Origin of the sequence: Paenibacillus sp. FSL F4-0236 (assembly GCF_038000135.1) — a bacterium.
In the GTDB taxonomy this organism is placed as follows: Bacteria; Bacillota; Bacilli; order Paenibacillales; family Paenibacillaceae; genus Paenibacillus_AQ.
In genome coordinates this window covers 1,005,456-1,026,599 of record NZ_JBBOBK010000001.1, presented here as the reverse complement: position 1 = coordinate 1,026,599, position 21,144 = coordinate 1,005,456, and the positions used below count along the sequence as shown (strand labels likewise).

Annotated in this window: 14 protein-coding genes; 2 read left to right on the top strand and 12 right to left on the bottom strand. The window is 41.9% G+C overall.

Features of this window, described 5'->3' with window-relative positions:
* Nucleotides 1-5 precede the first annotated feature (5 nt).
* Both NSQ29_RS04595 and NSQ29_RS04590 read left to right on the top strand, forming a co-directional pair.
* Nucleotides 6-1,250, top strand: a complete 1,245-nt coding sequence (locus tag NSQ29_RS04595) for a response regulator (RefSeq protein WP_341124466.1) — start codon at nucleotides 6-8, stop codon at nucleotides 1,248-1,250.
* Between the two features lie 23 nt (nucleotides 1,251-1,273).
* Nucleotides 1,274-2,551: an ABC transporter substrate-binding protein gene (locus tag NSQ29_RS04590; RefSeq protein ID WP_341124465.1), complete on the top strand. Its 1,278-nt coding sequence runs from the start codon at nucleotides 1,274-1,276 to the stop codon at nucleotides 2,549-2,551.
* 82 nt (nucleotides 2,552-2,633) lie between these two features.
* Here the strand turns inward: NSQ29_RS04590 and NSQ29_RS04585 are convergent, their stop codons facing one another.
* From NSQ29_RS04585 to NSQ29_RS04530, 12 genes are all read right to left on the bottom strand, one after another.
* The gene (locus tag NSQ29_RS04585; RefSeq protein WP_341124464.1) at nucleotides 2,634-4,232 is read right to left on the bottom strand and encodes an ABC transporter substrate-binding protein; all 1,599 of its coding nucleotides are present in this window, start codon (nucleotides 4,230-4,232) and stop codon (nucleotides 2,634-2,636) included.
* Nucleotides 4,233-4,325: 93 nt separating this feature from the next.
* Complete coding sequence (locus tag NSQ29_RS04580) at nucleotides 4,326-5,288, bottom strand: carbohydrate ABC transporter permease (RefSeq protein WP_231573325.1); 963 nt, start codon at nucleotides 5,286-5,288, stop codon at nucleotides 4,326-4,328.
* Nucleotides 5,289-5,303: 15 nt separating this feature from the next.
* The gene (locus NSQ29_RS04575) at nucleotides 5,304-6,281 is read right to left on the bottom strand and encodes an ABC transporter permease (RefSeq protein WP_341124463.1); all 978 of its coding nucleotides are present in this window, start codon (nucleotides 6,279-6,281) and stop codon (nucleotides 5,304-5,306) included.
* A 578-nt stretch (nucleotides 6,282-6,859) separates the two neighbouring features.
* The gene (locus NSQ29_RS04570) at nucleotides 6,860-7,645 is read right to left on the bottom strand and encodes a response regulator transcription factor (RefSeq protein WP_042190514.1); all 786 of its coding nucleotides are present in this window, start codon (nucleotides 7,643-7,645) and stop codon (nucleotides 6,860-6,862) included.
* Complete coding sequence (locus tag NSQ29_RS04565) at nucleotides 7,620-9,476, bottom strand: cache domain-containing sensor histidine kinase (protein ID WP_076284461.1); 1,857 nt, start codon at nucleotides 9,474-9,476, stop codon at nucleotides 7,620-7,622. Before NSQ29_RS04565 ends, NSQ29_RS04570 begins: the two co-directional genes overlap by 26 nt.
* Nucleotides 9,477-9,505: 29 nt before the next feature.
* On the bottom strand, nucleotides 9,506-10,336 hold the full coding sequence (locus NSQ29_RS04560) for a carbohydrate ABC transporter permease (protein ID WP_042129876.1): 831 nt from the start codon (nucleotides 10,334-10,336) through the stop codon (nucleotides 9,506-9,508).
* Nucleotides 10,336-11,220 carry a carbohydrate ABC transporter permease gene (locus NSQ29_RS04555; protein WP_042190519.1) on the bottom strand — a complete coding sequence of 295 codons (885 nt, stop codon included), beginning with the start codon at nucleotides 11,218-11,220 and terminating at the stop codon, nucleotides 10,336-10,338. The genes NSQ29_RS04560 and NSQ29_RS04555 overlap by 1 nt, the downstream gene beginning before the upstream one ends.
* A 127-nt stretch (nucleotides 11,221-11,347) precedes the next feature.
* Entirely contained in the window at nucleotides 11,348-12,757 is a 1,410-nt protein-coding gene (locus NSQ29_RS04550) for an extracellular solute-binding protein (RefSeq protein ID WP_042190521.1), read from the bottom strand.
* Nucleotides 12,758-13,179: 422 nt separating this feature from the next.
* Complete coding sequence (gene pflA / locus NSQ29_RS04545) at nucleotides 13,180-13,917, bottom strand: pyruvate formate-lyase-activating protein (protein WP_042190523.1); 738 nt, start codon at nucleotides 13,915-13,917, stop codon at nucleotides 13,180-13,182.
* A 215-nt stretch (nucleotides 13,918-14,132) separates the two neighbouring features.
* Nucleotides 14,133-16,394: a formate C-acetyltransferase gene (gene pflB / locus NSQ29_RS04540; protein WP_042190525.1), complete on the bottom strand. Its 2,262-nt coding sequence runs from the start codon at nucleotides 16,392-16,394 to the stop codon at nucleotides 14,133-14,135.
* A gap of 253 nt (nucleotides 16,395-16,647) precedes the next feature.
* Nucleotides 16,648-19,269, bottom strand: a complete 2,622-nt coding sequence (gene adhE, locus NSQ29_RS04535; protein WP_042129885.1) for a bifunctional acetaldehyde-CoA/alcohol dehydrogenase — start codon at nucleotides 19,267-19,269, stop codon at nucleotides 16,648-16,650.
* Between the two features lie 401 nt (nucleotides 19,270-19,670).
* Complete coding sequence (locus NSQ29_RS04530) at nucleotides 19,671-21,134, bottom strand: ABC transporter substrate-binding protein (protein WP_076300846.1); 1,464 nt, start codon at nucleotides 21,132-21,134, stop codon at nucleotides 19,671-19,673.
* Between the last annotated feature and the right edge of the window lie 10 nt (nucleotides 21,135-21,144).

Sequence of the window (21,144 nt, the reverse complement as noted above, 5' to 3'; positions counted from 1 at the left end):
AAGTGATGAAAGTGTTAATTGTTGACGACGAAAGTTTTGTCCGACGATCCCTGTCAGAAATGCTGGGAAGTGCGAACCATAATTTTAGCATCATTGGTTCAGTAGAGAACGGATTAGAAGCGATACAACTGTTAAAAGAGCAGGCAATTGACCTTGTAATATCAGACATACGTATGCCTGGCATGGATGGACTCGAGCTTTCTAAGCATATCCATGAATGTTACCCTGACACCGAGACGATACTGCTCACTGGTTATCAGGATTTCTCCTATGCCAGCCAAGCCATAAGGTACGGTGTACGAGAATATCTGGTCAAGCCAAATTCAGTTGAAAATATCCTCGAAGTCGTAACAAGTGTGTATGAACGTCTGGAATTGAAGAAGCAACACAGGCAAGTCTCGCAGCTGCGAGAAAAGAATCTTCGGGAGAAACGCCTTTCTGATCTACTTTATGGCATTCCATTACCCTACTTTGAAGAACAGCTCATACCTCCCTTTCATTCTTTTGTCATCATTACTGTAAATCACCTAGGTGATGTTATGCCACAGTACTGGTCTGAACAAGCGATGTATGCGGCCGTAATCAATATATTAGAAGAGTGTTTTTCGCTTTACGCTAATGTTGTCGGCATTCAAGAGGAGCAAGAAGCGATAATCATGTTGTTTTATCCCGATGAACAATCCGAAAGAATCGATGAGGCGCTAACTCAGGAAATGATGATTAAGCTGTCTAGCCTCTTGAAATCGCCTTTCAGCGCGGGTGTCTCCAACCCTCACTATGATCTTGGAGCCCTCGCAACAGCTTATCATGAGAGCCTGCAGGCATGCCAACAGCTCAAAAAGGATAGTACCCGACCCGTTATCTATTATAGTGATGTATCCATGTGCTCAGCTTCTCCTCAGCTTACGGAACAACTACAGGTGAAGGCTACACGCAGGGTAATCTCTATGATGATTGAGGCTATGAATTCGCGAATCCAAGAGAACCTCTCTCTCAAAATGATTGCAGATGAATTATACATGAATCCAACCTATCTGGGCCGTCTGTTCAAAGACGATGTAGGAGAATGCTTCTCTAGTTTTCTTACCAAGCTTCGTATTCAAAAAGCGATAGAACTGCTAAATAATGTTACGCTCAAAGTTTACGAAGTTAGCGAATTAGTTGGCTTTAAAGATCCTGCGTACTTCAGCCTCATATTCAAGAAATACATGGGTATGACTCCTCAGGAATTTCAGAAGCACAACAAATAAAGACGAGGTGTGTTCTCTTGCATGTGAATGCTAAGTTGTTGACTATCCTGTTAAGCTTTGGATTGCTGCTTCATACAAGCGGTTGCCAGATCTCTCCTTCTAAGGAGGATATCGACCTTCAAGACCCGATCCAGCTGAACATCTGGCTTACGGCTGGATCAGGTCTTGAGCCGCTTATAGCAGAGTATCAATTGCAGCATCCCGAGCTAGAAATCCATATTCAGACCTCAACCTCCACGCAGCTTCCCGCCAAGCTGCAAACTTCATTCGCAGCAGGATATAGTTCCCCTGATGTGGCGGCCATTGATATTAGCTATTTGGATCGTTTCAAGCAGTTCCCCGATTATTTTTATAATCTAACAACATTTGGAGCGAATGATCTAAAGAATCAATTTCTGAGTTGGAAATGGCAGGAGGTGCTCGGTAATGATTTTATCTTCGGATTACCGACTGATATTGGTCCCTATGCTATGTTGTATCGAACTGACATCTTCGCGTTATCTGGACTCCCTACCAAACCTGAAGAAGTAGCAAAGCGAATCCAAACTTGGGACCAATTCCTCAAAGCCGGCACTAGAGTCCATGAGGCAACAGGCAAAGCCTTTGTCAATGACTTAGAGAATCTTTATCTAACCCTTCTGCGTCAGTCCAAGCTTCAATATTACAGCCCCACTTCCCAAGAGCTGATCATAGGAAATAATCCAGCAGTAAAAGGGGCTTGGGACTTTGCAATTCAAGCTCTGAAGCTGAATCTATCCGCAGGTATTGCTGTAGATACACAGCGCTGGGGCGCAGGTCTGCTAAACGGCGACTTTGCAGTGATGCTCTGTCCGGCTTGGATGATTGATCATATCAAGAGTAGTGCTCCAACAGCCAGCGGATTATGGAATGTAACGACCATCCCAGGAAATAGCGCTAATCGAGGAGGTTCCGTCCTTACCTTGCCTAGAACAGGCAGTCATCCAGAGGAGTCATTCGCGCTTATCAAATGGTTAACCGAGCCCGCACAACAGCTAATTTCATTTAAGTCAGAAGGGGCATTTCCCTCCACGCCCGAAATTTATGACGATCCCGAGATCCATAACCTGTCTGATCCCTATTTTCCTAATTCTGAGGTTGGACGTGTCCTCTCTACAGCAGCACAAGAAGTAGTTCCCACCTACTACGGTCCGCACCACGCCGATGTAGAAACAAATATGCTCGAGTATTTAACCAAAGCCGAGCAAGGTAAGCTAGATCCCGAGCAGGCTTGGTCACTTGCCATTCAGGTAGTGCAAAAAATAGATACTTCTTTCCGCTAACCTATTCACCAAGCGTACAATAAAGGCTATCCCCAGCGCATTAATCATGCCGGGGATAGCCTTTTAGTTTCATTTAAAGTATTTATTTTTGAGCAGCCAAGAAAGCATCTAGTTGTTTTTGTTTCTCTGCAATAATCTTATCAAGTCCGGCTTTCTTCAGCTTGTCGGCGTACTTAGTCAATACGGTATCGGGATCAACAGAACCCGTATCCAAACTGATGTCATATTCATCCATAACAGCTTTACAAGCTGCCATTTCAGTCTTCATAGAGGATGCGTCGAAGTTAAAACCGAGCGCAACGGAAGCTTTACCTTTGGAGTTGAAGGCCTTGAATTGCTCCCATTTGTCTGGAGCTTCACTTTCCCATACAGGATTCAGGAATTGGCTTCCAAGCATCCAGGCAGCAGCGGTATTATAGTCACCCGTTTTGTCTGTAGCTTTAATCGTATCACCGCTAACGACATCATAATGGACACCTTTTACACCAAATACGAGCAGATTATTGATTTCTTTATCCGTGTGCAAAAGATCTAATACCATCATGGCACGAGCTGGATCACCCGAGGAAGCGGAGATCGCTAACATTGATCCTGCTGCATCACTAGTAGAAATCGTCGGTTCGTTAAAAGCAATTTGTTTCAGTTTTCCGACCAAACCTGTAGCATTAGCCAATTCACTATCTTTACCAGGTTTAAGTGATTGTACTGTCATAAAGACATTACCGGCCTTCATTGCATCTTGTGTAGAATTTGTAGCCACGGCCGCATCTTTGTTAATATAACCTTTCTTCATATATTCACGAGTAAGCTTGATGATTTCTTTATAACGATCCAGTTCAATCATGGATTGAATTTTAGTGTCCGATGAATCCTTAAGCAGAACGCCCGGAATTGAAGCATCACCAAGCGTATCATACTGCGCCATGTACTGGGAGTTAAAGGTCTCTCCTTGCTTGAAGTACAGTGGAGTTAGGTCAGGTCTCTTCTCCTTTACGACTTTGAGCACGGCATCCAAATCTTGAATGGTCTTTACATTCGACATATCAATACCCAGTTCATCAGCAATATCGGAGCGATAAACGATCCCGCCTTGTGCTGCTAGCTCCTTATTCGTAGGAACAGCATAATTCACACCATTGATCGCAGAACCTTTTAAGAATTGCGGGTCGAGATTTTTAAGAATCCCTTGGCCATATTCATTCAATAGATTACCGTACTTGCCGTTATCATCATTAAGTGGGAGGTAAGCACCTTTAGCTGAATTTGTTACATAATTTTTCCATTGGGCTGTAAAAATAATATCGAATTTCTCCTGACTGGCAATCTTCAGATTAACATCATTGTCCCATGGACCCCAGTCGATCGGTGCGATATCCAATTTGGCGTTAATTTTAGGTTCCAGAAGCTTATTGATAGCGTCTTCTACAACCTGCTCATCCTTTTGAACGGCACCGACATAGATTAACTTAACAGTATAAGGATCTAATTTCTTCTCCAGTTCAGCTGTAGGATCTGCAGCGGGCTCATCTGTTGCCGCAGCATTGGTAGCGGTTGCATTTTCACTTGGCGCTGGTGAGGCTCCTTCATTATTCCCGTTATTCCCTCCGCATCCAGCTAAGCTAAGACTGAGTACTACGATAAGCATCAGCGTTAAAAGTGTGCTTGTTCGAATAGCCTTCATGTACACCATAACCTCCCTCAAAATATTTATATATGCTGAATCGGACGTTCACACACTTGCATGGAACGCCGAATTAAGCCATTCCAATCCTCATTAGCCTTTAACAGCACCAACGGTAAGTCCTTTGATAAAATACTTTTGGAAGAAGGAGTAAACGAATACGATAGGACCGATCCCAATAACAGCCATTGCCATTCTTACTGTCTCTGTCGGCAGATTGATTTCTACACCTTGTGCAGCTAAGGCAGCCATCGCTTGAGGGCTTGCAGTCAGGAACTGAACGTTCAACATCGTCTTATACATTAGATATTGCAGATTGACATGCCCTTCGGGTGAAATAAAGATCAAGCTTAGATACCAGTCATTCCAATACGCCAAGGTTTGAAATAATCCCACTGTAGCTAGCACCGGTAACGACAAAGGCAGAATGATTTGAACGAAGATCCGAAACTCCGGTGCCCCGTCAATTTTAGCGGATTCAACTAGTGCCGGCGGGATTGTGTTTGCAAAAAAGGTTCGTAAAATGATGACAAAGAATGCTGAAACCAGCAGTGGCATAATCAGAATCCATAGCGTATCTTTCAAATGCATCATTTGAGTATAAACTAGATACCAGGGCACTAAGCCTCCATTAAACAAAAGTGTAAAAAACATAAAGAACGAAAAGAAATTACGATGTGGAAAATCCCCACGCGAGATAGGATAGGCATACATTGCCATAATTACGAGACTCAGAATCGTTCCAACCACCGTCACAAATAAGGAAACGGCAGCCGCATCTATGATTTGCCAATAATCTTTTAACAGAAATTCATATGACGAGATATCCCACTTGTTCGGGAAAAAACTGTAGCCGTGCTGCACAACCGATTGTTCATCTGAGAACGATACGATAATCACGAGGATCAGTGGGACCACACAAATCGCCGTATAGATCCAGAAGAATATATTAATTAACAAATTGGAGATATTAGAAATTTCATTGGGTTGTCTTTGCCGTTTAGCTCTCTTTCCTGTACGACCCGACGGCCCGATTGCAGTTTCTGTCTGGCTCAACACGCCCACCTCCCTCTAAAATAACGCATCATCTTTACTTATTCGTCGTACTGCTAGATTTGCTAAGAATATCAGTAGAAATCCTACAATAGATTGAACGAGACCCGCGGCAGAGGACATCCCAATATCACCAATCGCCAGGAAGGTCTGATATACATAGGTGTCGATAACTTGCGTAGTGGAGTATAATGCTCCTGCGTTTCTAGTCACCTGAAAGAACAATCCGAAGTCTGCGTTAAAAATCCTACCAATCTGCAGTAGCGTCATTACGATGATAACCGGACTGATCAGCGGCAGCGTGATTTTGCGAATCTGCTTCCATTTAGAAGCACCGTCAATCAGCGCAGCCTCATAATATTCGTGATCTATGCCGATGATCGCAGCCATATAAATGACCGTCGTATAGCCAATCTCTTTCCACAGCTTTACTATCACTAGAATCCCCGGCCAATATTGCGACTGCGAATACCATTCAATTGGATCAACCCCAAAGAACGGAAGCAGTGTCTTGTTCATGAACCCGTGCTCAGCACTTAGAAAGCCGTATACTAAATAACTGACGACGACCCATGAGAGAAAATATGGGAGAAACATCGCACTCTGATGGAATTTTGATAGCCATCTGCTGCGCATTTCGTTAAACATAATCGCAAAAGCCAGAGAAAAAAATAGTGTGAGTACAATAAACGCAATGTTGTACAATAGGGTATTTCTTGTAATGACCCAAGCCGTCTCCGTAGAGAATAGATACTTAAAGTTCGCTATCCCCACCCAGTCGCTGCCTAGAATCCCTTTCTGGTAATTAATATCCTTAAAAGCAATTACCGTCCCTAACATCGGTATGTAGTTATTGATGATCAGAATAATAATGGCTGGGAGCATCATCAAATAGAACACCCAATATTTCTTCATCACTCTCAGAAAATTCGGCACTCTCCCCCTGCCGCGTTTTTTTACTTCTGATAAGCTGACGGAAGGATTCGTCACACTCATGTTCTGTTCCCCCATTTCCCCATCATCCCAATCTAGAGCCTATTTCACGCTTGCTTGGCTATCGCCTTGCACTTCCTTCTTACACTCTAATTAAAACATATGATAAATTTTGGGAGTATAGGGAGCATATTATATTTCTATAAAAAAAGAGATGATTATCCTCAATAACTAAGGATAATCATCTCTACTGTTTAAAATCATTAAATTGGTTATAACTTATGTACCTTTATCACAGCCGCAGGCTGGTCGATAATCTCTTCTTTCCCCTAAGGAGTCCCCACAACCGCAGGAGTGGGACGACCCCATACCCACAACGAAGTGTGGTGAGGGAGAAGGAGCGGAGAGGAAGTTTGGAACTGTAGGAGCGTAGCGTTCGCCTAAAAGCTTTCCTTGGAAAGCTACCTCGGAAGCATATGCTTTCATTGGATTTCAACCGCGAGCAGCGGTTTCCAATCAAGAAATCCGAGGATAACAGCGACCGAAAGTCCAAACATTCCTCCGTAGTGACGCTTACCTCACCATGCTGAGTAACAGACATTCCTTGCAGTGACGCTAAACATCACCATACGCCGCCGACCTCATAACACTTCGGTTCGGCACCGGTCACGATACTCCTTAGGAGACATCCCCGTCTGCTTCTGAAATACCTTCGTGAAATAACGTCGTTCCTGATAACCGACTCCGGAACCAATCACCGTAATGCTCTTATCACTGTTAGTAAGCATAAACTTGGCAGCTTCAATTCGCTGTTGTGTTACGTATTCCACGAAAGTCATTGCAAAACGGTTCTTAAACAAGAGGCAGAAGTAACTGCCACTAATGCCAATCTTATTCGCCACTTCCTCAATCCCGATATCTGAATGAAGATGTTCAGTGATGTATTGAGCGGCCAAGTTCATTAGCTGATCCGGCGTTTTTTTGCCATTGTCAACTTCAGGAATCTCTTGAAACAAAGGGATGCTATTATACAGTTTATTCTTAAACTGTTTACTACGGATATTAGCTCCGATCTCACGTACCTTATTGCCAAGCTCCTCATAATGTATCGGCTTACAAATGTATTCTTTTACCCCAAGCCGGATCGCTTCCCGTGCATAGTCAAATTCCTGATACCCGGTAAGAAGCAGTACCTCACTATCCAATCCCAATTCCCGCAGCTTTCCTACAAAAGTTAGCCCGTCCATCACTGGCATACGAATGTCACTCAACACAAGATCGGGTTGCTCCTCTTCAGCAATGCGCAAGGCGTCCATACCGCTTCGCGCCATACCGACGACCTCCATTCCCATCTCCTGCCATGGCAACACTCTCTTCAGATTATTCAGAATTGGGGCTTCGTCATCTACCAATAATACTTTTAGCATAATGATCTTCCCCCTGCTCGTATTTAGGTATGACACATTGAATAATAGTACCATATCCTGGACTGGAACAAATAAATATTCCATATCTGTCACCGTATTCAATGCGGATGCGATCCGCTACACTGCGAATGCCAAGGCCTCTACGTTCAAGATTCATCCGGTTTTCCCGTTCAACTTCAACCTCTTGCTCCACAGGATCATTCACAATATATTGGAAAATAGACAACTGAGATGGTGTAATTCCAATACCGTTATCTTCAATTCGTAAAATTAAGTCCCCTTGCTTCTCCCAAACTTTCACAGAAACTTGACCTTTGTAATCAATACCCTCAAATCCATGTTGAATGCTATTCTCTACAAGCGGTTGCAAAGTAAGCTTTAAAATGCCGCAACTCATCAATTCTTGTGGGATATCAATATCGTATTCAAATAAATCCTCAAATCTAAATTTTTGAATATCCAAATAATTGCGCAGATGTTTAATCTCTTCATCCAGTGTAATTTCTTCTCGATCCTGAATGCTAATACGTAAAATACTTGCCAGTCGGTAGACCATCTCACTGACTTTTTTGCCTTCATTCTGTATAGCCAGAACATTAATCGACTCTAACGTATTGAATAAAAAATGCGGTTTAATCTGAGCCTGTAGAACACGCATCTCGGCTTGATTCTTGCGACGCTGTTCCAAATGGATTCTGTTAAACAATCGGTTAATTTTATCCATAAGATCATTAAAGCCCTTACCAAGAAGCGTTAACTCATCATTCCCCTTCACTTCTACCCGCGAAGTTAGATCTCCATCCTCAACACGTCGCATAAAACGAACAATTACGGCTATTGCACCAGTAATGCGATTCATAAAGAATAGATTGAAGATCACCGCTGCCAAAAAGCAAAGGAAGATAACCCCAACAAACCAGCGTGCAAATACTGTAACTTCTCGAGATAAAGAGTCCCATGAGGTTACAGACACTAGACTCCAGGGATAATCTTTTAAATGATACATGGAGAGAATACTTTTCTCCCCGTTATACTCTGTTTTAAAACTCTGAAACCCTTTTTTGAAGGTAATCTCTTTATTCGCGAATGACTGAATATCCTGCCCATCCAGCTTTTGATCTGGGTCAAATAGAATCATTCCGTCATCATTTACTAGCATAAACGAAACATCCTGATTACTATCCCCAATTTTTAAATTGCGAAATATCGATTCGAGCTCCCAATTTTTGATCTGTACAACAAGAATACCTATGTTCTGAAAGAAGCTCAGTTCCTTCACGAGTCGAATTTGTGTAAACACAGGTTCAGTTCCTGTAAGTTCGGGATACTCATGAGGAGCCAGCCATTTTGGCACGCCATTCAAATCCATTACTTCCTGGTACAAATCACTTTTTTTGAAAGTATCATAGGGTAGCGTTCGGAAATTTTCCTTATTAAAAAGCGACACGATTTCAGAGTTACCTCTACCGTTAAAATTGTATAAAAAAGCATAGCTAATCGATGGATGGTTAAACAACAGACTACGGAAATTGCGCTGGCTTGCATTCAAATTGAGTTGCTCAGCATCAGTCAAATCTTGATTAGAAGGATCTTCTGCGCTAAGTGCCATATGAAAAACCGAGGTAGCAATTCCGTTGTCTGTAACGTTATCCATATCTTTTAACACATTTGAAATACTGTAACTAATTGCTTTGAGTGAGTATTCCGACTGTTGACTGTACTTCTTCTCAATTGAGTTATAAGTCACGAAAAACATAAGCATGCCTAGAATAAATAAGGGAATGATTATCAGGCCCAAAAATGCCGTAAATAATTTATAGCGCAAATTCATCGGCTAGTGCTCCTGACTGAGAAAAAAAGTTATCCTTTTACGCCACCCGCAGTTACGCCTTCAATAATTTTTTCCTGTAAAATCGCATAAATCACAATTACTGGCAGAACGCTGAAGACGATACCCGCTGACATTTGTGCATAGTTCATCTGATATTGATCACGGAATTGAACCATACCCACTGGGAGCGTACGTAGTTCATCATTTGATAGGAAGTAGTTTGCCAGCAAGAATTCGTTCCAATTGCCCAGGAAATTAACAATGAATACAGTAACCATGGCAGGTACGGTTAGAGGTACAATAATTTTAGCAAAGATACCTGGTGCCTTCAACCCATCCATGACCGCTGCCTCTTCAATTTCTCTAGGCAACGAGCGCATAAATGCAGCCAATATAATTATCGTAAACGGAATTGCATTCGCGATATAAGGGATAATCAACGCCCAGTGCGTATTCAGAATTCCCATCTTACGTACAATCGTATAAATAGGAAGCATCAATGCGTTGTTTGGAATGAGCATTCCCACCATAACTAAGGTGAACAAAATCGTATTCCATTTGCCTTGGCGCATCCGAGTAACTGCAAAAGCAAACATAGACGCTAGAATGATAGATACTACAGAAGCCAATATGGAAATGTACAAACTGTTAAAAAAGTAGGTGCTGATCTTGGCATTTACCCAAGCTTCAACGTAGTTATTGAAGACGAACTCCTTTGGAATCCCAAAAGGGTTAAGCGCTATTGCATTGTTATCCTTTTTCACAGAGGAGAATAACACGAACAGGAAAGGAAATAGAATAACTAGTAGATAGGACAATAGTGCGACGTGTGGCAGACTTTTTTTCAGGGCGCGTGGCATCAGTATTCAATCCTTTCTGTGCGTCGGGCTATCAGCAGCTGATAAATAGCTGTAACCACCAATGTAAATACAAAGATCAGGACTGCAATGGCATTACCGTACCCGTACTTAAAGTTAGTGATAGCATATTTAATCATGTAAGTTGCCATTACATCGGTTGAACCAGCAGGTCCACCCTTAGTCATTACAATGACGATATCCGCCGCTTTCATTGCTCCAGCAATGGACAACATGATTACAACAGAAATGATCGGAACAATTAAAGGAAGTGTGATACGTGTAGCACGTTGGAATCCAGTTGCGCCATCAATGGCAGCTGCTTCATCCAATTCACCTGGTATCGACAGAATAGCTGCAAGTACCATTACAATGTAGAATCCGGTCCATTGCCAAGCATTCGTGATCAGGATGGATAACATTGCGAATCTTTCATCCGACAGCCAGTATAGTGGATCAATACCAACTAAGCCTAGAACCTTATTTAAAAGTCCAATGTTGGGCTCATAAATGAAGCCCCATAGAATACCGATAACTGCTGTAGACATAATAGAAGGCATGAAGACCGCTGTCTTATACAAGCCTTTTAGCTTCTTTACATTCGATATCAATAACGAGAAGAATATGATTAACGGTACCTGTACAAAACAGGAGAAAAGAATAAAGAAACCGTTATTTTTGACAGATATCCAGAATCGTTCGTCTCCTAATGCCTTCTCAAAATTACTGATTCCGGCAGACTTGACTGTGTCAGATACCCCATTCCAGCTAGTAAAGCTGTAATAGATTGAACTAAAGATGGGATAGATGAAGAACATCGTGAACAAGATCAGTGCTGGAAGAATAAAAAGGAAAAATACCAATGGATTTCTTAGTGCTTTATTCATGACTACCTCCGGTTGCTTTGACATCTGGCGAACAATGAATGTTTTAGATCTTTGCAAACACATAAATTCTTTGAGTTTAAAAATGTACCCTGGTTCTGGCACCAGGGTACATTCAATTTGCAGCTACTTATTCAACTGCTGCGTTTGCTTCTTCTTGTACCTTCTGTAAAGCTTCGCCCATTTTCTCTGGAGTTGTCTGACCACCAATTAGCTTTTGAATTTGAATGTTACTGATTTCTGTAGTTACATCAGCTTGAACAAGTGAGTCAAATGCTGGGAACGAAGATTGTGAGTTATTAAGTACACCTACGATTTCGCTCATCAGATCATCCGTAATATTTTCATTCAGCACGTTTTGATCAATCTTCATTGCTGGCAATACGCCATCTTCAACAAGACCACGTAATTGCATTTCTTCGTTAAACAAGTTTTTGATGAAAGATTTCACAGCAGCCAATTGACGTGGATCTTTCTCAGCAGAAGCAGAGAAACCGTAGCCATTGTTTACATCACGCATCAATGCAGTTTGGTCACCTACGCCACCATCAACTGGAGGAATATTGAAGAATCCAACTTTACCGATCAAACCTTCGCCAGATTGTCCTTCTTTAAATACGGAAGATTTCCAAGTACCATCATACAAGAGGATTGCTTCACTACTAGTGAATTGTGTTGTATACTCAGCATACTCGAAACCAAGTTCGCCTTTTTTGAAGTATCCTTTGTCAACCCATTCTTTGTACTTCGCAAAACCTTTTACAACGTTTGGATCAGTCCATTTAGCTTCGCCTGTTGCAAACTTAGCGGTTACATCTGGACCTGCATAACGTGACCACAAGTGGTTAGCTAGCATAAGTGGTACCCACCCAGCCTTAGATGCACCAGCCAAAGGTACTTTGCCGTCAGCCTTGATGTCAGCCAATTGTTGTTCCAATTCAGCAAATGTTGTTGGAGCTTTCCAACCCTTGCTATTGTAGTATTCTTTGTTGTAGAAGAACCCTTCACCAGATCCACCGATAGGCAATCCGTAAATTTTTCCTTCATAAGTGAAAGGATCAAGATTTGAGAATTTATCCTTAATTCCAAGTTCCTCTAGGATTGGAGTCAGATCGAGTAATTTACCTTCTTTAGCATAGATCTTAGAGTCAGGGCTTCCGAAAAGATCGAAGATCTCTGGTGGATTACCTGCAGCCATTTCACCACGTAATTTTTCTTTACGGTTTACATCTGAATCTACTCCATCAAGCTTAAAGGTCAGACCCGGTACATCGCCTTCTACCTTTTTCACTACTTCTTGCAGAATAGCTAAACGTTTCTGTTTGTCGGCACCGATTTGAGTGTGACGAATCGTCATTTCGAACGGCTCGCTACTAACCGGTTCTTCTGTTGCTGGAGCATTTGTAGCATCCGCTGAATTCGTCGCGGTAGCGTTTCCATCTCCTTTGTTAGATGATGCATTGTTGTTGCCTCCGCAACCTGCCAGTAAAGCTGATGATACAAAAATCAGGGACAATAGCAAAGTCATACCTTTTTTCATTTCTTGTGACCCCCCATATAATGTTGTGCTTTACACTTCTTATTATAGAAAACAGATTCCATTCTCGTAAGGTTAAGATTCATCCACTATAGGGATAAAAATCTCTAATGAAAGCGGAATCAACTACACGATATGTAATATAATATAACTTTATTTCAGTAATAATTACGATTAAAAGCTTTATAGCGTGATTTAACCATACATATACTTTGAAAATAATCATAAAAACTCAATGTAATGATACAATATATATCATAACGTATTTCCAACTCGTTAATTAACAGCTGTAAATATATCATTTTTTTAAAACGAAAATACAAAATTACCCCTTTAAATGACATCAGACGTCCCTCATAACAAAAAAAGCCGTTCCTTCAGCAGTAAATCACTGAAGGAACGGCTCCACTTAATGTAGGTATAAATTATACCAATGCTGTCTGCTTACGACCTTCTTCGACTAAGCGGTACGCCCGCTGAACTTCTTCATCCGTAGGGGATGGCACTCCATCCAATTCATAAGCCTTACCGAGCATTTCCCATTTATAGATACCCATTTGATGATAAGGTAAGATTTCAAATTTCTCAACGCCATTTAAGGTTCCAATATAACGACCTAGATTGATAAGGTCCTCTTCACGGTCATGAATGCCTGGAACATATACATGTCTAATCCACATCTTACGGTTATGATCTGACAGCCAACGTGCAAGCTTCAAGGTCCGATCATTAGATTTACCAGTTAACTTAATGTGTGCTTCTTCATCAATATGCTTCAAATCGAGCATCACCAAGTCTGTAACATCCAATAAGTCATTAATCTTGTCACCTTCGTTATAACCATTACTATCTAATGTGGTGTGCAAATTCCAACGCTTCTTAACTTCCGTAAATAACTGTTTTACAAATTGTGCCTGCAAAGTTGGTTCTCCGCCGGATACAGTTAACCCACCACCGGATGAACGATAGTAGTTTAAATATGGCTCGATCTCCGAAAGCACTTCTTCTAGAGTCATTTCCTTACCTTCATCTAAAGCCCAAGTATCAGGGTTATGGCAATACTGGCATTTCAGCAAGCACCCTTGCATAAATAAGACAAATCGAATACCAGGTCCGTCAACGGTTCCAAAGGTTTCCAAGGAGTGTATGCGACCTTTAATCATAGGATGTCATCCTTTCTCCAGGACTGACTAACAGTCCATCTTTCACGAAGAAGAATCCCTGCCCTTAAGACTGTGTTCTCCTTAATCGCGACCGTAAAATTTAAAATTTTAATGATTCTTGAACAAGATATTACCGCCCTTGAAACAAGAGCGGTAATTCCTTGCAAATATTTTAGTGCATATCTCAATGAAAGATCTTTATAAATATAAACAAATTACATTGAACCGTGGAAAGTACGGTTAATTACGTCCATTTGTTGTTCGCGAGTCAACTTGATGAAGTTAACTGCATAACCGGATACGCGGATAGTCAATTGTGGATAGTTCTCAGGGTGATCCATAGCGTCCATCAGCTGTTCACGGTTAAATACGTTAACGTTCAAATGCTGAGCGTTATTATGGAAGTATCCGTCCATCATGTGTACCAGGTTAGACTTACAGGATTCATCATCTTTACCCAGTGCCTTAGGTACGATAGAGAACGTATTGGAGATACCATCTTGTGCATCGGAGTAAGGCAGTTTGGCAACAGAGTTCAGTGAAGCCAGAGCACCTTTCTTGTCGCGTCCGTGCATTGGGTTAGCACCTGGTGCGAATGGTTCGCCTTTTTTACGTCCGTCAGGTGTTGTACCTGTCTTCTTACCGTACACTACATTCGAAGTAATGGTCAATACCGATTGAGTCGGTACAGCATCACGATATGTTTTGTGTTTACGGATCATAGACATGAAGGTTTCAACCAATTCTACTGCGATGTTGTCTACAGCATCGTCATTGTTACCGTAGCAAGGGAATTCGCCTTCAGTTTCGAAGTCAATTGCAATACCTTGTTCGTTACGGATTGGTTTAACCTTCGCGTATTTAATCGCACTCAGTGAGTCTGCTGCAACGGACAGACCAGCGATACCGCAAGCCATTGTACGCAGAATGTCGCGATCATGCAGTGCCATTTCGATACGTTCGTAAGAATATTTGTCATGCATATAGTGAATGATGTTCAAAGTGTTAACATAAGTCTTAGCCAACCACTCCATCATCGGTTTGAAGCGTTTCATTACTTCGTCATAATCCAGATATTCAGAAGTGATAGCTGGGAATTCCGGTCCAACTTGTGCTCCGGATTTTTCGTCTTTACCACCATTAATAGCATACAGCAAAGCTTTTGCAAGGTTGGCACGAGCGCCGAAGAACTGCATTTGTTTACCGATACGCATTGGAGATACGCAGCATGCAATCGCATAATCTTCACCCCAGTATGGACGCATTAGATCGTCATTTTCATACTGAATTGCACTAGTTTCGATAGAAACCTTAGCACAATATTTTTTGAAGCCTTCAGGCAATCTTTCGGACCAAAGTACAGTTAAGTTTGGTTCCGGAGCTGGACCCAAGTTGTACAGGGTGTTCAGGAAACGGAAGCTGTTCTTGGTAACACGAGTGGTTCCATCTTCAGCCATACCACCGATGGATTCAGTTACCCAAGTAGGGTCTCCAGAGAACAGGTCATTATAGTCAGGTGTACGCAAGAATTTTACGATACGCAGTTTCATTACGAAATGATCGACAATTTCTTGGACTTGTTCTTCAGTCAAAGTACCTTCTTCAATATCGCGTTCTGCATAGATGTCTAGGAAGGAAGAAACACGTCCCAGGGACATCGCTGCACCATTTTGTTCTTTAACTGCTGCCAGATATCCAAAGTATACCCATTGAGTAGCTTCTTTGAAGTTCATCGCTGGTTTGGAAATATCCATGCCGTGAGCAGCTGCCATTTCTTTCAATTCGCCCAGTGCACGAATTTGCTCGGACAGTTCTTCACGTAAACGAATTACTTCTTCTGTCATGGAATCAACTTCAAGCTCAGCTAGTTGTTGCTTTTTGTCTTTAATCAAGAAATCAATACCGTACAGAGCTATGCGGCGGTAGTCGCCGATAATACGTCCACGGCCGTAAGCATCAGGAAGACCTGTGATAACGCCGGATTTACGCACTGCTCTCATGTCTGGTGTATATGCATCAAATACGCCTTGGTTATGCGTTTTGCGAATGTTCGTGAACATGTCAACGATGTTTTGTGGAAGCTCGAAGCCATAAGCCTTCGTAGCATCAACCATCATCTTGATCCCGCCGAATGGCTGGATGGAACGTCTGAAAGGAGCGTCAGTCTGCACGCCTACAATTTGTTCCTTGTCCTTGTCAATGTAGCCTGGAGCATGTGAAGTGATTGTGGAGACAGTATCTAGGGAAACATCCCATACGCCGCCTCTTTCTCTTTCTTCCTTGCTCAGTTGGGAAATAATCTTCCACAGTTCAGTTGTGTTACTAGTAGGACCTACGAGGAACTCTTCGTTACCTTCATAAGGCTTAATGTTACTAGCGATAAAGTTGTTAACGTCAACTTTCTTGGACCATTTACCTTTTGTAAAACTTCTCCAACCGGATTTCACTTCATTTACTTCTTTTTCAATCACCGACATGCTAAATCCCTCCATCTATATTTATTATATTTGTAGAGATCGCGGGCTTGAAGGTTGATCCCGTGTCTCGTGATCCCCAAAAAGATGTGGTTGTTCCAAATTTCACAATCAACATTTCATATGTGGGACCGTTGTTTATATAAACATTCTAGTTTATTTTCTATAAAAACACTGTGACAAATATCACCTTTCGAGTGATATTTGTCACCTTTATCTAAGTCCACAACTATCCTATTCTCTATTTAACCATTTATTAATTATCAAATCTTCCGTAGAACGCATTACGGTATACATCAGCAAGCTCAGAAACCAGTGGCAGCTTAGGATTGGCAGTTGTACATTGATCTTCAAAAGCACGGTCAGCCAAGTAATCTACGCGGGATTCGAAGTCCTTAGGATCAAAGCCCAGTTGTTGGAACGATTCTTCGATGCCCAATTTTTTATTCATATCGCGAATAGCATTGATCAGGCTAGTTACACCTTCTTCAGTTGTGCGAGCTGGCAATCCCAGAATACGGGCAATTTCAGCATAACGCTCATCAGCTACGAAGTGCGAATATTTAGGGAACGAAGCGAACTTCGTAGGTTTTTTAGCATTGTAGCGGATAACGTGTGGCATAAGGATCGCGTTAGTACGACCGTGAGCAGTGTGGTACTGTCCGCCCCATTTATGTGCCAAACTGTGGTTAATACCCAAGAATGCATTGGCAAAGGCCATACCAGCAAGTGTTGATGCGTTATGCATTTTCTCACGTGCTACTCTGTCGCCTTCCAGCGCCGATTTTTCAAGGTATTGGAATACCAGTTGGATGGCTTTAATAGCTAGACCATCAGTGTAGTCACTCGCCATAACTGATACATAAGCTTCGATAGCATGTGTCAATACGTCCATACCTGTATCAGCAACAGCAGTTTTTGGCAAGCTGTATACGAACTCTGGATCAATGATAGCTACATCTGGAGTTAACTCGTAGTCAGCCAAAGGATATTTAGTGTGCTGTTCAGTTGTTTTATCGGTAATAACTGCGAAAGATGTTACTTCCGAACCTGTACCCGAAGTAGTTGGAATAGCTACAAATTTAGCTTTGTTACCAAGTTTAGGGAATTTGTATACCCGTTTACGGATATCCATGAATTTTTGTTTCAGACCATTAAAGTCTGCGTCTGGATGTTCATAGAATAACCACATTCCTTTTGCAGCATCCATTGGGGAACCGCCGCCAAGTGCGATAATGCAGTCCGGTTGGAATCTGTTCATCATTGCAGTACCTTTTTCAACTGTAGTTGTCGATGGATCTGGTTCAACTTCAGAGAACACTTCGATAGCTACAGGGGTTTGACGTTGACGCAGGTAATGTTCAACTCTTTCAACATATCCAAGCTTAACCATCATTGGGTCAGTGATAATTGCGACACGTGTGATATCAGGCATTTTGGTCAGGTACTGAGTAGCGCCTTTTTCGAAATAGATCTTGTCAGGTACTTTAAACCATTGCATATTCACGGTACGACGATTCACCCTTTTCACGTTGATCAAATTGATTGCTGTAACGTTTTGCGACACGGAGTTACGTCCATAAGATCCGCAGCCCAGAGTCAACGAAGGGATATTAGTGTTGTAGATATCGCCGATCGCACCATGTGTGGAAGGCGAGTTAACGAGAATACGTCCTGTTTGCAGACGGTTAGAGAACTTCATGATTACTTCTTCATTGTTGGAGTGGATAGCCGAGCTATGTCCCATACCACCAAATTCAACAATTTGAGCTGCGCGTTCGATACCTTGATCTGCATTCTTAACTTTGTAGCAAGCAAGAACCGGGCTTAATTTTTCAGCGGAAAGTGGATATTTAGTGCCTACACCTTCAAGTTCTGCTACCAGAATCTTTGTGCCGGCAGGGACTTGAATGCCACACATTTCAGCAATCTTCACTGCGGATTGACCTACGATTGCTGGGTTAACCGCACATTTATCTACGTTCATTGCTCCACTAGTCAGTTTGGCAGCTTCTTCTTTATTCACAAAGTAGCAGCCATTAGCAATCATCTTTTTCTTCACTTGATCGAAGATTGGTTCTTCGATAATAACAGCTTGCTCGGAAGCACAGATCATACCATTATCAAATGTTTTAGAAAGAATGATGTCCGTTACGGCTTGATCAATATCCGCGCTCTTTTCAATGAAAGCAGGTACGTTACCAGGGCCTACGCCAAGTGCTGGTTTACCACAGCTGTAAGCTGCTTTTACCATTGCAGAACCACCAGTTGCCAAGATAAGAGCAACGTCTGGGTTGTTCATCAATGCGTTTGTCTTGTCCATTGTTGGCATTTCAATCCATTGGATACAGTTCTCAGGAGCGCCAGCTTTCACGGCAGCATCATGAAGAATTTTTGCAGCAGCTGCACTACACTCTTGCGCAGATGGGTGGAAACCGAATATAATAGGGTTCCGTGTCTTAATCGAAATCAACGCTTTAAACATCGTGGTGGATGTAGGGTTGGTTACCGGTGTGATACCCATAACAATTCCGACGGGTTCAGCAATTTTTTGGAAGCTATCATAAGCGTTGTCTTCAATAACGCCTACTGTTTTATCGTATTTAATTCCGTGCCAGATATATTCAGTTGAGAAGATGTTCTTCGTAATTTTGTCTTCGTATACGCCGCGTCCAGTTTCTTCTACGGCCAATTTTGCGAGGTACATATGTTTGTCGAGTCCAGCCAACGCCATTGCATGAACGATTGTGTCAACTTGCTCTTGGTCTAGCGCCATGAACGCCTCATGCGCTTTTTTTGCTTTATCCACTAAATTCTGAATATACTCTTCAGCGGTAACTTGTTTAACTTGGGCGGCGACTTCGTTCTTAACTGCCATCTCCCTCGTCCTCCTGTCAATTTTTAGTTGTTTTTCTCTACACATTTATCTTATCACATGATTTCCACCTTGTATAGTGAAATCTTTCACAAAGTATAAAGTTTTTTTGATTTGTTTTCAAAGCGCTTTCATTCGATCATATTATAGTCTTTTTACCATATTATGTGCTATAAAACCCTTTAAATCTTAGAATTATACTTTAACAAGCAAAATTTTAGCTCCTTTTTATTCCATATATCTAAAATCAGTACACAAAAATGTATTCTCTTCATCACAGTCAATTACGATTTCCCTACACTGTAATAATTTCCAATTGATTATCACTATTTCTGAAGATTTATAAATTTATAAATCTTCAGAACAAAAAAACCGACCCCAAAGGGGCCGGTTTTTGCATTAGACTATTCCGCTTTAATCGTATCAAAGAATTTCTCTTGCACTGTTTTAGCTGCTGCTTCTAACTGGCTCTTGGAATCCGTTCCTTTTTTGGAGAACAGCTCTTGAATAACATTGGACATGGTTGCGTAATAGTCCTGTGTGTTGTATTGAGCTTCAGGTTTACCATCCAAAAGTCCCATAATGTCAGGGCTATATTGGTATACATTTGTGTACTTGTCATAAACCGCTTTGGTCTTCTTACCAAACTCAGAATCAGCTGAGTAGTAGTCTAAGAGCGGCGGGATAAAGTATTTGCCATCGGTTGTACGTTGTTGAAGAATTGCATCCAGCGCTTCCAAACCTTTGTCAGAGAAATAATCAAAAGTAATGTAGCGGAATGCCATTTCTTGTTCATCTGGCGTAGCATTTGGATTAATTACTAGATAGTCACCACCAAGTACCCCTGTGTGCTTTCCGCCTTTTTCCATAGCTGGCATAGGATACGTAAGCACATCCTCAGGTTTCAGTCCACCTTGGTTCAACGCTTGCTCGATAACGCCATCAGACCCGGCCATTACCATTGCTGTACGACTTTGTTGGAACGCACCTACAGCATCGCCCCAACCAAGTGCCCAGTCCTGTGGAATCGCGTTAGCTTCCCATCTAAGTTTCTTGTAGAAATCCAGTGCTTTAACGCCAGCATCGGAATTAAATGTAGCTATAACCTTACCGCCTTCAATTTTTTGAATCTCTCCGCCAGCTTCAAACAGGAAGTTGGTCCAGTTCCAACCTGATTCGTTCCCCTTACCCATTGGAGCAATACCGGAAATACCTTTTTTGGCATCAGCTACTCCTTTAGCCGTATTCAGCATATCATCCCAAGTCCAATCCATAGGTGGAATGGCTACACCTTTTTCATCCAGCATTTTTTTGTTGATCATAGTGGTTGTTACATAACCTTTTTGTGTTACTCCGAAAACTTTGCCGTCGATAATAAATTGATTTTGAAGCACGGTGTTAATTTGATCTTTAAATTCATATTTGTTCCACAGATCTGTGATGTCAGCAACCCAGCCCTTTTCAACCAGGAATTTAGCTTCTGTAGCAAAAGTATTAAAGAAGGTTGGTGCTTCATTCGCAGCCATTTTAATTCCGATTTCACTTACATTGTACTGCCAGTCGTCTTTAACGATTTCTACGTTCGGATATACCTCTTGGAAACGTTTGATTTTGTCGTCTTCCTGTGCTCTTATTTCAGTCAAATCAGGTGTTGGATAGTGAATCTTGATCGTCACTTTTCTTTGAGTAATGTCATCCACTGGCGCATCTGTAGCGGTTGCTGTATTATCCGTTACCGCATTTGTTGGCGCAGCAGATGCTTCCCCGCCTTTGTTCCCCGCTGTGTTTCCGTTATTGTTGCCGCTGCAAGCAGATAGCAACGATCCGGCTACAAGTACGCTTAGTAGAACGCTAGAGTACTTACGCATTGAAACTCCC